Source organism: Ramlibacter ginsenosidimutans (genome assembly GCF_016654015.1).
Classification (GTDB): domain Bacteria; phylum Pseudomonadota; class Gammaproteobacteria; order Burkholderiales; family Burkholderiaceae_C; genus Ramlibacter; species Ramlibacter ginsenosidimutans.
Map to the genome: position 1 here is coordinate 171329 of NZ_JAEPWM010000011.1, position 13626 is coordinate 184954.

Annotated in this window: 16 protein-coding genes and 1 riboswitch; of the genes, 5 read left to right on the plus strand and 11 right to left on the minus strand. The window is 61.9% G+C overall.

Translation table 11 applies throughout. The features are described from left to right. Positions 1 to 433 precede the first annotated feature (433 nt). Positions 434 to 528: riboswitch (SAM-I-IV-variant riboswitch) on the minus strand. 360 nt (positions 529 to 888) lie between these two features. From JJB11_RS21845 to JJB11_RS26460, 7 genes are all read right to left on the minus strand, one after another. Next, complete coding sequence (locus tag JJB11_RS21845; protein WP_201176572.1) at positions 889 to 1344, minus strand: hypothetical protein; 456 nt, start codon at positions 1342 to 1344, stop codon at positions 889 to 891. 308 nt (positions 1345 to 1652) lie between these two features. Next, a complete protein-coding gene (locus tag JJB11_RS21850; protein ID WP_201176574.1) occupies positions 1653 to 4976 on the minus strand; it encodes a pilus assembly protein in 3324 nt (1107 codons plus the stop codon). 59 nt (positions 4977 to 5035) lie between these two features. Continuing rightward, positions 5036 to 5581: a pilus assembly PilX family protein gene (locus JJB11_RS21855; protein WP_201176576.1), complete on the minus strand. Its 546-nt coding sequence runs from the start codon at positions 5579 to 5581 to the stop codon at positions 5036 to 5038. Next, on the minus strand, positions 5578 to 6615 hold the full coding sequence (locus JJB11_RS21860) for a PilW family protein (RefSeq protein ID WP_201176578.1): 1038 nt from the start codon (positions 6613 to 6615) through the stop codon (positions 5578 to 5580). The genes JJB11_RS21855 and JJB11_RS21860 overlap by 4 nt, the downstream gene beginning before the upstream one ends. A 16-nt stretch (positions 6616 to 6631) precedes the next feature. Continuing rightward, the gene (locus JJB11_RS21865; protein WP_201176580.1) at positions 6632 to 7051 is read right to left on the minus strand and encodes a type IV pilus modification PilV family protein; all 420 of its coding nucleotides are present in this window, start codon (positions 7049 to 7051) and stop codon (positions 6632 to 6634) included. Continuing rightward, positions 7048 to 7533, minus strand: a complete 486-nt coding sequence (locus JJB11_RS21870) for a prepilin-type N-terminal cleavage/methylation domain-containing protein (protein ID WP_207190106.1) — start codon at positions 7531 to 7533, stop codon at positions 7048 to 7050. Before JJB11_RS21870 ends, JJB11_RS21865 begins: the two co-directional genes overlap by 4 nt. Further along, a complete protein-coding gene (locus JJB11_RS26460; protein ID WP_277988868.1) occupies positions 7521 to 8009 on the minus strand; it encodes a type IV pilin protein in 489 nt (162 codons plus the stop codon). The genes JJB11_RS21870 and JJB11_RS26460 overlap by 13 nt, the downstream gene beginning before the upstream one ends. Positions 8010 to 9160: 1151 nt before the next feature. On the opposite strand from JJB11_RS26460, the gene JJB11_RS21880 reads away from it, so the two are divergent. The 3 genes from JJB11_RS21880 (at position 9161) to JJB11_RS21890 (ending at position 10200) form a co-directional block, all read left to right on the plus strand. Further along, positions 9161 to 9322 (plus strand): hypothetical protein, encoded by a 162-nt coding sequence (locus JJB11_RS21880; RefSeq protein ID WP_201176596.1) that lies wholly within the window; start codon positions 9161 to 9163, stop codon positions 9320 to 9322. A 236-nt stretch (positions 9323 to 9558) separates the two neighbouring features. Then, positions 9559 to 9798, plus strand: coding sequence for a hypothetical protein (locus tag JJB11_RS21885; RefSeq protein ID WP_201176597.1), 240 nt, complete (start codon positions 9559 to 9561; stop codon positions 9796 to 9798). A gap of 60 nt (positions 9799 to 9858) precedes the next feature. Further along, a complete protein-coding gene (locus JJB11_RS21890; protein ID WP_201176599.1) occupies positions 9859 to 10200 on the plus strand; it encodes a hypothetical protein in 342 nt (113 codons plus the stop codon). A 135-nt stretch (positions 10201 to 10335) separates the two neighbouring features. On the opposite strand, the gene JJB11_RS21895 is transcribed toward JJB11_RS21890, so the two are convergent. From JJB11_RS21895 to JJB11_RS21905, 3 genes are read right to left on the minus strand one after another with little or no spacing between them, the layout of a single operon-like run. Then, positions 10336 to 10587, minus strand: coding sequence for a hypothetical protein (locus tag JJB11_RS21895; protein WP_201176600.1), 252 nt, complete (start codon positions 10585 to 10587; stop codon positions 10336 to 10338). A 21-nt stretch (positions 10588 to 10608) separates the two neighbouring features. Further along, complete coding sequence (locus JJB11_RS21900; RefSeq protein WP_201965023.1) at positions 10609 to 11040, minus strand: DUF1345 domain-containing protein; 432 nt, start codon at positions 11038 to 11040, stop codon at positions 10609 to 10611. After that, a complete protein-coding gene (locus JJB11_RS21905) occupies positions 10965 to 11339 on the minus strand; it encodes an SDR family NAD(P)-dependent oxidoreductase (RefSeq protein WP_201176606.1) in 375 nt (124 codons plus the stop codon). The genes JJB11_RS21900 and JJB11_RS21905 overlap by 76 nt, the downstream gene beginning before the upstream one ends. Before the next feature lie 393 nt (positions 11340 to 11732). Between JJB11_RS21905 and JJB11_RS21910 the strand changes: the two genes are divergently transcribed. Together JJB11_RS21910 and JJB11_RS21915 are read left to right on the plus strand one after the other, a co-directional pair. Next, on the plus strand, positions 11733 to 12692 hold the full coding sequence (locus JJB11_RS21910) for a LysR family transcriptional regulator (RefSeq protein ID WP_201176608.1): 960 nt from the start codon (positions 11733 to 11735) through the stop codon (positions 12690 to 12692). 75 nt (positions 12693 to 12767) lie between these two features. After that, positions 12768 to 13148 (plus strand): DUF6471 domain-containing protein, encoded by a 381-nt coding sequence (locus tag JJB11_RS21915; protein ID WP_201176609.1) that lies wholly within the window; start codon positions 12768 to 12770, stop codon positions 13146 to 13148. A gap of 350 nt (positions 13149 to 13498) precedes the next feature. Here the strand turns inward: JJB11_RS21915 and JJB11_RS21920 are convergent. Continuing rightward, positions 13499 to 13626, minus strand: a 128-nt coding sequence (locus tag JJB11_RS21920) for an integrase core domain-containing protein (protein WP_201176610.1), incomplete at its 5' end; no start/stop codon positions are given.

Sequence of the window (13626 nt, forward strand, 5' to 3'; positions counted from 1 at the left end):
GCCGCGATCCTGACCGTCTGGAGGAGCCCGTCCCGCGCGCAGGGCAGGAGACTAACTAAGGCTCTGATCTCCGGATACGCGAGTGCTATGAGGTCCTGGGAATGCGGAAGCTGCACTGAAAGTCGGCCGACATGTCAATCCGAGTTTCGAGCACGGGCTCGAGGGCGGGAAGATGTTTTCTACGCGGTGCACGCCTGCCGCCCAACCAGATGCGTACCGACTAATTGCTCACTAGGACGGCGTGTGAGACGTCGCGTACGCACAGCTGAGCACGCTCCTTTGCTTCGCGAATTTTGATGTTTGGTTTCCATGACTGCTCCTACCGTCGCATGTTGAATTAGGGGCGTCGTCACCGGCCCATTCCGAACAGGAGGCGATCCTGACCGTACATCGAGCAGCGGCTCTCGCAGGCGAAAAAAACCGCCTATCCGGCGGTTGCCGGTTTGGTTGCCAGCTAGGCCGCATCACTTGACCACCTTGCCCCGGACGGCAGGTTGGTGCGGGAGAACCCGACTCTTGATGTACGCCGACCTGTTAAAACAGCTCGAACGAGATGTCTAGCACAGCCTCAAGACGGCAGTTGCTGAGGGCAGGGTGGCTGACCGGTGGCCAGGATGCGGCCCTGCGCTCATCGCAAGCCCGTGCCGCCACGCGGGCTGCATCGAAATGCAAGGCGACGGCGTTCAGCTGCAGATTGAACCGCTCGACCCGCTGCTGGTGGAGCTCGAGCAAATCGAGTGACGAAACGCCTCGACGATCGTACCTAGGAGTCGCCGGACACTTACCGGCGTGTGCCACGCCAGTCACCAACTCGCGTGCGAGTGGCCGATGCACAGCCGTCGTTGCAGGACGCCCCTGCCTGAACGCGCCTTAGGCTAAGCGAGGGTGTTACTCACCGGAGTCCGATCCCAATGTGATACCAGGCCCATTCACTTGGGCGAAGAACGCGCGGATCTCGTGCGCCGCAGTCGCACTCTGAACTCCCTCGGCGGCGTGGAGCCAGAGGCCGGAAAAGTTGCTGAGTTCCAGCACCCAGTGGGCCTGCAGCGCCCGTCTCACTCTACGTTCCAAGATTGGTAACCCGAGAAGCAGTCGTATCGCCTTTCCATCGTCCCAGCGAACAAGTCGAACTTGGCCGGCGTACACCCCGCGCCCCTGGGGGGTCATCGCTACTTGCACAACCTCCAATGACGCGGAGGATTCTGGAATACCCAGCCGACGCAGCTCAGTTTCGATGACCTTGAAGTATTCGACCGGCAGGCCGCCAGCATTGTGACCAAGTTGGTCGTAATCGGTCTCGTGTTCACTGCGGCGACGAAAGTGCGACTTGAGCTTGCTGAACATCGTAAACGGCACTGGCCCTCCTGAAGGAGTTTGAATAGCTACGAGGCGGCCTAGCGTTGACGTAGGAGACCTTTTGTTGTCAGCAGCGCCAAGAACCCGACGATTACGGCAACCACAACTCCGCGAAACCGTGCGGGTGGCGTAGTCAACTCTTCGCCGGTTCTCTCCAACATGGTGATTCCCAATCATCTTCACCCTCGTAGTCACACGGAGCAAGCATGTTGCCTGCAGCGCGGTGAGCAGTGGGGCCGTGGTTCATCGCGATGTGTAGAAGGGCCGCACTTAGCTTTGAGTCAGTACGGCGCAGGCTATCGCAAGATCTCGCGCCACGCAGTTTTCTGCGCGGGCACGGAGCCTTGCAGATTTAGCAAGCGGGAATTGGTGGTTCCATCTGACTGGCGAACGGTGAGCACAATCTTCCCGTTGGACGTGCGGGCGACCGCAGGCTGTGAGGAGAGGGTCGACGAGTAGGCCATCCCGAAATACGGAGTTGTCATGAAAGCGGAATCCGGCAGCTGCAGCCCGTCGGAAGTCGACGCGAGGTAAAGCGCGGAACTAGTCGTGCAACCCGTAGCCGACGCGCTATTGGCTGTGAACGCTATGGCGCCATAGGCGACCGCGGGGTCGGTATTCACCTTCTCGCCAGCGGGGAGGTCCACGACCCATCCGACCTGGTTCGTCCAATTCACGGACGTGCCCGAGACGGATCGCGTGCCGTCCGGGTTCACCGTGACGCTGCGCGTAGCCAATTGAGAGCGCGCTACCGCGGTCGTGCTGTTGTTGTCCCAAATGCCGAAGAACGAATACGTCTTCGTGTCATCGAGGTCCGTGGAGCCCAGCAGCATACCGGTGCCGACGAAGAGCATGCGGCGAGCACCGACGCTGGAGAGTTCTGGTGCATCGGTAATTGGAAGCGTGACGCCGGTCTTGTTGGTGAGGATGGCGAGCTTCAGCACGGTGCTGTTCACCAAATCGAAGCGCCACAGGTTTCCAAGAATGTCGCCCCCATAGACATATTGGACCGAGTTGTCCGCCTCCTGCCATGCCGAAACCTGGCCCAGGCCGGAGTCTCCAGTTCCGCTGGACCCCGCCGTGGTGGCTATAGTCGCTTGAACCGCTCCGGTCAGCGCGTCCAGCACGAACAGCCGACCCTTGCCGTCGCCGTTGGTGTTGTAGCCCGAGGTCACCAGAACCACGTCACCCCAGTTCTTCGTATGCACGACCACGGGCCGACCGATGGACACGCCCAGCGTGTTGGTGACCGTCGTAGAGGTTGACGAATTCGGAAATTCCCAGAGAACGCGCTTGGCCACGTCCGCTTCCGTCGCGTTGGTCTTGGGGTTGGTGACGTCCAGTGCGTAGTATCCAACGCCGGCGGTTCCGCGGCCTCCGACGAGTATCTTCTTACCTCCGGCCGAGCCGAGTACCGGCGTGCCGTCGAGGACGGTCGTGAAGACCCACGCCGGAGCACTGGAAGCTCCCATGGTGCTCAGGCCGAAGCTCGGGGCGTAGCCCCAGAGCTCCTGGCCGGTGGCGACGTCCAATGTGTGGACAAAACCCTCGTTGCTCGTTGCGAACACCACGCCGTCTTTTGCGCTCACAGCGGCTTCGGCGTTGATGACCGCACCCATTAGGCCGGTGCGCATCCGATACGTCGAGCCTTCATTGGTCCGGTCACCGCGCAGGTAGTTCACGACACTCGCGGTCTGACCCGTACTGGTCGTGTTGAACGGTGCACCCGCGCCACCGCTGAACGTCACAAGCTTGCGGGTGGTGTAGTCCATTGCCTGTAAAACGGTGTTCGCAGACCAGGAGGAAGTGTTGGCGAGGGAGCCGGTTGTGGGGTCGACGGTGAATTTCTCGACGTCGCCCGACCAGCCAATAGCCTTGTAGGAGCCCGCAAATGCATAGGAGTCCCCGGTGCGCAGGTTCACCGTGCTGTACGTCACCCCCGACTGCGAGCCAGACAGGCGCAGGATCTGGGTCAGGCCCTGCTGGATGTTGGTGGCGGTCTCGGTTGGCGTGGTGGCAAGAAACATGGAACCGCGGCCGTTGATGGTCGCATGCCAGAGGTCGTCGATGGCGTCTGGCGAGTGGCTCACGATATTGGACTTCCACGTAGGGGCCGGCGCCATCGTGTACGCGTTGGTATTGGCCGGCCACAAGGATCCGCGCGCACCCAGCGTGATCGCGTAGGTGTTCATGTGCAGGTTGTTGTTCTTGTCTGCAGCCGGGTCCAGGCTCTCAGTGGCCGCCGGCACGCGCCCCGTGGGGGTGATGTCGGTGCGCACATTGTTTGTGTAGTAGTAGAGCGCGTTGTCAGCCAAGAGGCCCCGCGGAGTGGTGGCGTACGGCGTGCCGGTGCCGTACTTCGTCATGTCCCAGGTGCTATCCCCTTTCGGGTAGACCGCGGTTGTGTCCGAAAAGCCGTCCGTCACGATGAACGCTGCATTTCGCTGACAGGCATACTTGATGATGTTGGCCGTCTTGTTCATGTACGCTTGGCCGATGGCGTCCAAGGTCTCGCGCGTGGGCGTGCTGTAAAGCGTCGCCGCATTGGTATAGAACAGACCGGCGACCTGCTGCCCGTTTTGGGCCGGCGTGGTGGAATCCGTGTCGTACATAGTGGGTACAACCCGGTTGCTAAAGGCCATCACCCCGAGGTTCATCCCGTGCAAGGACTCCAGGACCGAGCCCATGGACGCGCCGAGCATCAAGCGACGCTTGCGGTAATACTGAAACCAGTTGGCGAAGTTCTGAAGCTCGGCGGCCTGCGTGCGGCCACCCGGATAGGTCGTGCCCGCTGTGAAACAGCCCGTGGTCGATGAGCTGCTCACGGCACTTGCCGTACAACCGATTTGGTACAGCTGCAACGTGGCGCCATCCGGGGCGGCCACACATGTCGTGCCGTTGGTGCTGCAGGCCTGCTTGACCCAATAGCTTGCGGGCCAATACGGAATGGCGGCCGTGTACGTCTGGCCGGTGGACACCGTTTTGGCAGAACCGTTGACCGTGTTCCACTTGTTGCTTGAGAAATACTGACCTCCCACGGGGATGGTCATCCCCGGTTGCATGTTGAAGGTCCAGTTGGTCGCCTGGCTGTTGACGGTTGCCTGCAGATTCATTGTCACCGACCCGCTCAGGGCAGGGTGTGACAGGGCGGCCGTCGGGTTCGCGTTCGCGTAAGTCACAGCGGAGCCGCCGACCACCGCTGGCGACCACGGCCTGTAAGTGATCAACGGGTTGTAGTACAGGGGGTTGTAGTCCGAAGAGCGCGCTGCGGCGAACTGAGTCGTCGGCGGCACGGCGTACCAGGCCGAGTTGTCGCACAACGTCCGGGCGCCAGTCGAGGTACCGCCTCCGTTGGGGGCGCACCCATTCGGGAATAGGTAGGACATCTCTTGCGAGCCGGTGAACGACCAGGCACCCGATGACCAGCCATTCGGCGTCGCCGCGTTGTACCAGATGAGGCCGTCATCCGTGTTCATCAGGACTTCGGAATCCATCGACGCGGAATCGTCCATGCCGAAGATGACGTTCGGCTTGGCCTGTCCCACCGTGACGATCGGCCCTTGCGTGATGTTGACCGCGGTCGCGCCGACCGCAAGCACGCTAGTGGCGGCCAGCAGCATGGTTCCAACGACCTTTAGACTCGTTTTCATCCTCTGTTCTCCCGCTCGTTCTTGTTCCTTTACGACGCCTTCGTGGCGATGGCCTGCACGAAAGTGTTCGTCCCCTTGGGCCCCTGCACGTAAGCGGTCATCCGATACTGAACGGCCGCGGGCGAGTCCATTTGTTCCGTGCCGGCTTTGGCCGAACCGGACGCCGCCAGTCGCTTGACGACGCACTGAGCCGTGATGTCGGCAACGGGAAGAGTTCCAGCACACAGACGTTCCACCACGTAACTGACCGTGTACCCCCCCGGCACCGGCACGCTGGGCACGGAGCTCCACGTCACTCCGCTTGGGAGTCCAGCAGCATCCGTGGCCTGCGCCGTCGGGTAGTACCAGGTGCCCTTCGTCGCGTCCACGTCCGTAGCAGCCAGCGCCTGCAACTGCGCGAAGGCCTCGGACAGACCCGCCTCGGACGCCTGCATGGCGGCGGCCTTAAAAGACATGTTTCCGGCCACCGCAGTTGACGTCATCGTCACGCGGGCCAGCGACAGCGCTGCCACTGCCATCACCGCCAGCAAGATGAGGACAATGAAGAGCGATGCGCCGGCTTGGATCTTCTTCATGTGGAGCTCCCCAGGACCATGTTCCGCAACGGCACGATGGAAGTGATGGCGCGGTACCTGTAGCACTGCCAGTCTGCGGCGGTCAGTGCGATGTTCTGCCCCATGAGCACCGGCGTGTCGACGGTTGCGTCACAACTGCCATCCGCCTTGGGTTTTTGCTTTTGCGAGCTGCGCACAAGTACACCGATCTGCAGTGCGTGCACGCGCGAAATCTGCAGTGAGCTGGGCGCCGCCCACGATCCAGTTGGGGTTTGCCAGCCTTGCAGGCTCTGCGTGAGGCCATCCGTGTTGCCGTACTGCACGAGGAACGCCACCACGTCGTGGGCCAGCACCGCGCTGGGGCTTCCTGAGTCGAACGGCCGTTGCATCACCAGGTCTGTCCCGTTCACGGTAAAAACGGTCTGGCGCAGCTGTCCAAGCAGGAACACCTGACTGTTGTCGGCGTAGCTGGCGGTGGTGCTGAACGACTTCTGGTTGCTCGTGCCGGTGGCGTCGAATTGCAATTGGTATCCGATCGGGCCGCTAGGCGCCACCACGCCCGTGACTGTTCGAACCGTGCAAGGGGCCGCCACGCCCACTGGAGGCGCAATCATGACTGCCTGGCCTGCTTGTGCGTCGGTGTAGGCGGTCAGCTCCATCGACGTGTCGGCACTGGTCTGGTCGGAGCGCGTGAAGTTGGCAGTTGCGGCTTCGAGCGCCGTGCCATAAGTGAACGTCACGGTGCTCTTGGCACTGGCCGTGCTCACGGCAATAGGCAAAAGGGGCGTGTTGTCGTAGATGACTTTGTTGCCGATGGAGAAATTCAGCTGCGTGCACGGGATGTAGCCGCCGATGCTGAAACCAAGCCCCGCCTGCGACGCCTCGTATTTGACCGCCTGTAGCGCCGAGAGGCCGTTCGCCGTTGCAGAGCCCACGCCGGTTGCTTGACGCTGCGTTTGCATGAAGAACTGCGCCATGGACATGGCCGCCAACACCACCAGCAGCGAAATCAGCATGCCTACCATCAGCTCCACGAGCGTGAAGCCTGCTTGCATGTGCTTGAGGACAGACTTACGGACGGACATCGGTGGTCACCGTGTGAGTCCGAACGTCGTTGGCGGTTTTTCCAATCCACGTCATCGTGACGGTGAACTGGTTGCCACTCGTTGCGGCAGTGGCAGACACGAACCCGGGCAGAGAATGTTGCACGCGCGCGGACCACGCGGCGGCCTGACTCTGCGCAAAGGGGTTGGTACAGGCACCTGCGGCAGGCAACTGGTAGCACGGGAGGTTGGCCAGGTCTACGCGGACCTGGGTAAGAAGGTCTTCAGCCGCCGAAGAGGCGCTCAGGCGGGCTTGCGCATCGGTGGTCTGCGCCGTCATGCCCAGCTGAAATTTGGCTAGTCCGAGCAGTCCAAAGGACAGAATGACAATGGCGATGAGCGGCTCGAGCAGCCCGACTCCGCTTTGTTGCGAACGAAGCGATTTCATGAACACGCTCCCGAAGTGCATAGGGACACCATCCCGCCCGGCTCGATGTGGACGGTGGGGCAGAGGACTTCGCCGCTGCACAATACGGTGGGACCACCGTCCACCGTGGCTTGGACGTCGGTGCCGAACGGCGTCAGGCGACCAGTGCTGTCGAACGAAGCCGTGAAGGCGCCCACCCGTGAGTGCGCAACTGGAACGGACCGGATGCTGGTCTGAGTCGTTCCGACCAAATACGTGACGTTCAGCGTGCCCGCGCCGTCAGACGCGATGGTGACTACCAGATTGCGCTTGATGGCTTCGGTGCGTGCCAAAGCCGCGGTCGTCACGACCACATTGGCCGATTCGCGTATCCGGCTGTTGGTCATGTAGGCGCTCAGCGCAGGGAGGCCCTTCATCGCGAGGATGGCGATGACCGATACGACAACCATCAGCTCGATGAGGGTGAAGCCCGATGAAGAATGCGGCTTGTTCACGAGTCGCACGACGCACCCCGGATGGTCCAGCAAGTGTTGGGCGACGGAACGCCCTTGGGATGGTGCACGGTGGTGCGCACGCCCTGCTCGTCCACCGTGTAGACCACCCCCGCGACCGGACCGCTGCCGGTGGCTGTGGCGGTGTACCCGGTTCCGGCGGCATTTTTCAGCACGCAGGTCACCGTAAAGTTGGAGCCTGATGTGCCGGCCAGCGCGCACGCGGTCGGATTCGTCGCCAGGTCGCCGTAGTAGCCAACGTCCTGAAAACGCTGCTCCATGCGCGTCTGGTATGCCGACAGAGCGTCCAGGCCCGCGGGAATCTTCGACCGAAAGATGTAGGAGCTGTATGCCGGAAGCGCGAGCGCGGCAAGGATGGCAATGACGGCCATGGCCACCATCACTTCAATCAGGGTAAAGCCGCGGCATCTGCACCGCAAAAACTCCACCTTACGAAGCTCAGACATGCACAAGTTCATGATCGTCATATCGCTCAGATCCTCTTGGCGCGCACGCTGCTCCTGAAACCGAAAGCCGACGACCGAGAGCAGGCGGATAGTCGTTGCCGAGCTAGTTGGCGTCTTGGTGGCTGAATACGTCGCTGGCCTGCGATTTGCTCGCTTGCGGCAACGCTTGCGGAAACGACACTTGGCATATCAGCCTCCTGGTGTGCTTACAAACTCTATCGTTTCGGTACGTTGTTTAACAGGCGCGATAGCGAAAAAGTACGCGAATCCTGGAAAGGGCCGCAAATGGATCCGCTTGGAAGCGCATGTCGACCGTTCATGCCGGCCACTATTGTTCGGCTGCAACAGGGCCCTTCCTGTACGCACAGGAACTCCGGCACCACCGATCCGCTTGAGGCTCGCTCTGCGCGGCGTGAGTGAAGCCCACGGCCTTGGGTGAACCGTCCCGGGTGTCGCGCGAGACACACGGGCGCGCCGCATGTCCGCGCCCTGGGCTGCAGGCGCTTGGATGTGGATGCGACGCGTTGGAGCGCGGTCCCGGCGCGACAGGCTGAGCAACCTGATATCAGCTTCAGAACGAGCTACCCAATCCCGACACCATCTCGCTGACGGTGCATCACGGGTCATATCTCGTGCTGGTCGCCGGAGGGGCCGCCACGCTGAGCGATCTACGCTATTGCTGGAGCTGACTGCGACCGTGACAAAGAACGAGCACTCTGAACCATGGCGGACAAAACCCGAGGCTGGGACACGACTGTCGCGCGTCGCCTTAGCGGTGCGTGATACGTTGGGCAAGGCTCTGGCGCGCAGATCGCACCCCAGAGCGGGCTTGATCTCCAGGGCCTTCGACAACCTCCCGCGAGTCTCAGAGTGCATTTTCCATACTGGCGGCGCCTCATCGACCTCCAGGGCACCAACGAGCCGAGGTTCGCGCCGATGTGATCACGCAACTGCAGGCAGGAGCAATCACTGTGTAGAAAGTGACTGCTCCGTCGAGACCGATGTGCCCAATCGTTCACATGTGGTGCACCGCCCTAGGGATGCGGAAGTCCGTTCACACTGAGCGGTGTTCTAGGGCCGCCAAGCGGATGTTGCAATATGTATCAAGACGTCTCTATAGTACTCACGCGTTAGGGAGTGACCTAACGTTCTCATCAACGAGGAGGTTTGAAATGTCGAATTTCTCTCAAAGTGCAGTCGGAAGCATGACGGTGGCAAAGCCGGAGATCCGGGCCGGCGTTACTCCCCTGGCAGGCTTATTCAAAGTGCTGAAAGAAGTGGCGCTCGCCACGCCACTGGCGCTGTTCATCAACGGCCTGCTAACTGGGCACTGATGAATCGAGACTCGCAGTTTGCTCATCACCTAGGCGAGCTGCGCGCGCGACACTTTGGTTCTGCGCGCTGAGAAGATCCGTTCGCAAAGCGGGGCCCGAGGGTCTTGTAGGAAGCGCGAGCAGCGTGTTCTAGCCTCACGTGAACGGTGGCTGGTACGCGGATCCAGCACAAGCGTTTGCGGACGTACTTGTCACCCCGACGACCAAGAATGCTTCAGCTATTCCGGAGCACAGACATGTCCCTCGAATCGTTCCATCACGTCCTTCAAGCTCAGATCGCCGCCTATGCGGCACTGGTTAACGCGTTGAGGAAAGAGGACTCCATAGACGTCAAGGCGCTTTCGGCACGGCTGGGCGGGTATGCCGAACTGTTGCAGCCGCTGCGCCCTACTGCCGCGCACATGCTGAATGCATATTCGGCCGCGGTCTCCGGTGAAGCACCCGATCTTGCGGCAATCTTGGAGACGTTGAACTGACCACAGCAAACCCCGGCGCGATCCGTACCGCCGGCGTTCACGCCTAGGTAGATAGTCGGCATGTATTCCGAGACTTTGGTGTGCCGGGAAGTCGACCTGCGTGAGGACCTGCGCCTACAGGTGGTGAGCGTCGCGTGCGAGCTGGTCACTCTGGAGGTGCTTGTTCAGGAGGAGGCACAGGCGCCGGGAGACAGCGCACAGACGCTTGTCTTGCAGGCCCGGGAACTCGCCACCAAGGCCCGGGCTGTGTTGTCACCGAGCACGAACTTCGACACGTTCGGCGAAGCCGTGCTTAGGGCCGCCTTGGCCGTTCTTAGCGAAAACGTCATGGCCATGCGCCAGGTCCGAGGGACGCTAGCGCAGCTCGTTGCTCCGGCACCGGACATCGAGTTACCGGGCTAGACGGGGAACTGAACAGCGTCACTTCGGAGTCTGACGCAGCTGAAGAGTCGGGAGCGTCGAAGCCCCTTTGGCAACGCAACGCGCATAACCGCACCGGCCAGGCCGTGTAGTGACGTGCCCCGACACGGCGCGCACCTAGAACCAGCGCGCCGGCGGCGGCAATGTGCCCCTGGGCCTCTTCAACCCGAACATGTTCAAGGACAATCTCGCGGCCACCTGGGGAAGCAGCGCCTCCTCCTCGTCTTCGAAGACCTTCGGATTCTGGAGCATCTGGTCCGACATGGAGTGATGGCTCTGAAGGGCCTTAATCAACGCCTCCGCCAAGACCGCCTTGAAGGCGCCGTTGGCGAACTGGCCAGCTGTTGGGTTCACCTTGGCCCGCGCCATGATGCGGGGGAGCAGCCGCCCTTAAGCGGCAGGTTGCTTCGGGCGCGCTTGGGTTGTAGCTTGGCCTGACTGCAAAGATTGTGAGGGGCCGCCAGCCGGGGAAGCGTCACCTGAAAATAAGCCCGACGCCACGTTGATGGTCAATGCAATGAGCGTCGTGTTGAAGAAGAACGCTAGGGTGCAATGCACCGTGCCTGTCCGGCGCATGGGCCGGCTAGTGAAGCTCACGTCTGCGGTCTGGCCGGAAGTCCCGATGACACTGGAAAAGTAGAGGAAATCACCGTAGTCAGGCGCGTGGCCGCCAGGAAAGTCGAGAGCACCGCGCTGACCTCGTGTTTCGGCGAGGTAGTAGTCGTGCGCGTAGTGCAGCGCAAACATCACCGCCATCGCTTCCACCGCCCACTCGGAAGTGTTGTAGGGCCCATAAAAGGGAATCGCGATGCGTCCCAGCACGCTGGAGATCTGCAGCAGGAGGCCCGAGCCTTGCGGTCGCATGGGCGGCAGGACGGCGCGATGACGCGCTGCACGCCGAACACGTTGACGTCGAACAGGCGCTTGAAGTCGTCCTGCGCGAAGGTCTCCTGCACGCCGAGCACGCCGAGGCCCACGTTGTTCACGACGATGTCGATGCCGGCCATGGCTTGGATCGCAGCCTCGACGCCGGCATTGACGCTGGCGTCCCCGGTGACGTCCATCTCGACGACCGCGGCGCGTTGCCCGCTCCGCGGAGGCTGCTGCGTTCTTCCCGGCAATGTCGCGCAGCGAGGCTGCCGCTGTGTGGCCGCGCTGCAGCAGTGCGAGGACGGTGCGCTTGCCGAAGCCGCCGTTTGCTCCGGTGATGATCGTCAAGGGCTCGAACACAGCAGACACTCGAAATTCCTTTGTCTGGGCCTCAAGATCAGGGTTGTTGCAAGGCGAAGAACACAGCGTCGAACTGCGCTCCATCGAAGTCCGCCCTGCGTGGCCAGGGCGCCGATGCGCGTCTGCAAGGCCGCATCGGCGAGGAAGCGCTCGACCACGGCGTCGTTCTGGCCCGCTGGCTTCACGCTGCGGGGGTCGATGGGCGCCGCTCCACCCGCCGGCGAGTCTTCACCGCCGGAGATAAACTGGGTTTCGGGAACTTCTATCATTGCCCCAGGGAACAGATGACGCGCACGTTCGATCCCGTCCAGGTAGGCAGCATTGAGCTGTTCTGCAGGGCTGCCGAGCTTGGCAGTTTCACCGCCGCCGCCGAGGCCATGGGGATCACGCCCGCCGCCGTGAGCCGGTCCATCAGCCGGATCGAGGCGCGACTGGGTGTGCGGCTGTTCGTGCGCACCACGCGCAGCATCCGGCTGACCAGCGACGGCGAGGTCTACCGGGCCGAGTGCCAGCAGGCACTGGACCAGATCGCCGAAGCCGAACGTGCCATTACCGGCCAGCAGAGGGAGGCCAAGGGACTACTGCGTATCAGTGTCGGCACGGTCTACGGGCGCCATCGGCTGGTGCCCCTGCTGCCGCGCTTCACGGCTGCTTATCCCGGGATCGAAATCGAGCTGAATCTTTCGAACCGCAACATCGATTTTGTCGAGGACGGCTATGACCTCGCCATCCGCATGGGCGAACCCAGGGACTCCCGGCTCGTGACGCGCAAGCTCGAAGACGCTTGGCTGGGGGTCTTCGCTTCGCCGGACTACCTGAAGCGCAAGGGCACGCCGAAGTCTGTGGCGGATCTCGGGGACCATGAGTTGATCCAGTTCGTGCTGCCCAGCACCGGCCGCCCGATGGCGTGGATCTTCAAGGACAGCGAGGGCCGAGACGTCGACTTTGGATTCGAGAGCCGGCAGCGCGTCACGGACGACGTGCTTGGCTGCGTCGCATGGGCTCGGGCAGGCGGTGGCCTCTTCCAGATCTACCACTTCGTGGCGCAGGAGGCTGTGCGATCGGGTCAGCTCGTCGAAGTCCTGAAGCAGGTCGGCGCGCGCGCACGCCCCTTCTACATCCTCTATCCGCAGAACAGGCATCTGTCGGCACGGGTGCGCGCGTTCGCGGACTTCCTGGTCGGCTCGGTTCAGTTGGCGGGGGCGGCGGAAGGTGCGACAACGGTGAGCGGCGCCATTCTGTGATCAGTGCGTCTGCTGCTGCCAGGGTTTGCGTTGCCATCACCGATAGGATCGGGCGAAATCGTTCTTGTTGTACCAATGCACGCACCGAAGCGATCGCTGCTCACCGACTTCTATGAGCGGGAAGCGCGAAAGCTGATTCAAGACGCCAAGGCCAAGCACCAAGAGAAGCTCCAGGAGCACTTCGCCTACGAGGACCTCGCCGAGCTCTTGCGGGCGCACGGCATGGACATCGAGCACCAAGCGTTGATCAACAAGATCCGCAAAGCGAACTTCTCCCTCACGTTCGCCATGGAGGTGCTGACCGTCCTTGGTCAGCCCCGCATCAACATCCCACCGCTGCCCCCAGCCGAGAAGGCGAAAATCCTTCGCCGGTCACGAACTGCTCGGTTATACAGTATTCGCCGCAGTAGCCGGCCGGCCGCTAATGCCCGGGTGGCGCTGTCGGGAATCTGCTAGTCCTTGCACGGAACGTCGAGCCAACCCTGGTGCAGATTGAAGGCGGCGCATGCCGGGGCTTATTCCAACACCACCTGTGAGATCGCTAAACCCTGGCGTTGGCTCAGAATTCGCTACCGTATCGAGAACTCCTGATGTCGAAATAACGGCACGACACCGGCATTGAGGAACGGCTGCAGTGGACGACCGGCACCCACCGCGTACGTGCACGTACCATGGTCATCTACCGGCCAGTGCCTTGATTCGGCAGTGCTTTTCCTCACCCGAGTAAATCCCGGATTATGCGAAGTGAGCCCGCATCGCGTGGTCTTCTGCAGGGGAAGGTTGCTTGGCGCGTCATTGGATGTGCGCTAGTTGTCGAATCTCAGGAGGTTGTTCACAGCGCGGATCCGAGACATGGGCGGCCTGTGATTAAGAGCGGAGTGTGGTCGCAGCCAGTTGTAGCGGTCAATGAAGGGCTGCAAAGCGGCTTCGCGTT

What these genes read in the sequence shown, in the direction of transcription:
- JJB11_RS21845 (WP_201176572.1), bottom strand. Translation starts at nt 1,344, where the DNA reads ATGTTCAGCAAGCTCAAGTCGCACTTTCGTCGCCGCAGTGAACACGAG.
- JJB11_RS21850 (WP_201176574.1), bottom strand. Translation starts at nt 4,976, where the DNA reads ATGCTGCTGGCCGCCACTAGCGTGCTTGCGGTCGGCGCGACCGCGGTC.
- JJB11_RS21855 (WP_201176576.1), bottom strand. Translation starts at nt 5,581, where the DNA reads ATGAAGAAGATCCAAGCCGGCGCATCGCTCTTCATTGTCCTCATCTTG.
- JJB11_RS21860 (WP_201176578.1), bottom strand. Translation starts at nt 6,615, where the DNA reads ATGCAAGCAGGCTTCACGCTCGTGGAGCTGATGGTAGGCATGCTGATT.
- JJB11_RS21865 (WP_201176580.1), bottom strand. Translation starts at nt 7,051, where the DNA reads ATGAAATCGCTTCGTTCGCAACAAAGCGGAGTCGGGCTGCTCGAGCCG.
- JJB11_RS26460 (WP_277988868.1), bottom strand. Translation starts at nt 8,009, where the DNA reads ATGACGATCATGAACTTGTGCATGTCTGAGCTTCGTAAGGTGGAGTTT.
- JJB11_RS21880 (WP_201176596.1), top strand. Translation starts at nt 9,161, where the DNA reads ATGTCGAATTTCTCTCAAAGTGCAGTCGGAAGCATGACGGTGGCAAAG.
- JJB11_RS21885 (WP_201176597.1), top strand. Translation starts at nt 9,559, where the DNA reads ATGTCCCTCGAATCGTTCCATCACGTCCTTCAAGCTCAGATCGCCGCC.
- JJB11_RS21890 (WP_201176599.1), top strand. Translation starts at nt 9,859, where the DNA reads ATGTATTCCGAGACTTTGGTGTGCCGGGAAGTCGACCTGCGTGAGGAC.
- JJB11_RS21895 (WP_201176600.1), bottom strand. Translation starts at nt 10,587, where the DNA reads ATGGCGCGGGCCAAGGTGAACCCAACAGCTGGCCAGTTCGCCAACGGC.
- JJB11_RS21910 (WP_201176608.1), top strand. Translation starts at nt 11,733, where the DNA reads ATGACGCGCACGTTCGATCCCGTCCAGGTAGGCAGCATTGAGCTGTTC.
- JJB11_RS21915 (WP_201176609.1), top strand. Translation starts at nt 12,768, where the DNA reads ATGCACGCACCGAAGCGATCGCTGCTCACCGACTTCTATGAGCGGGAA.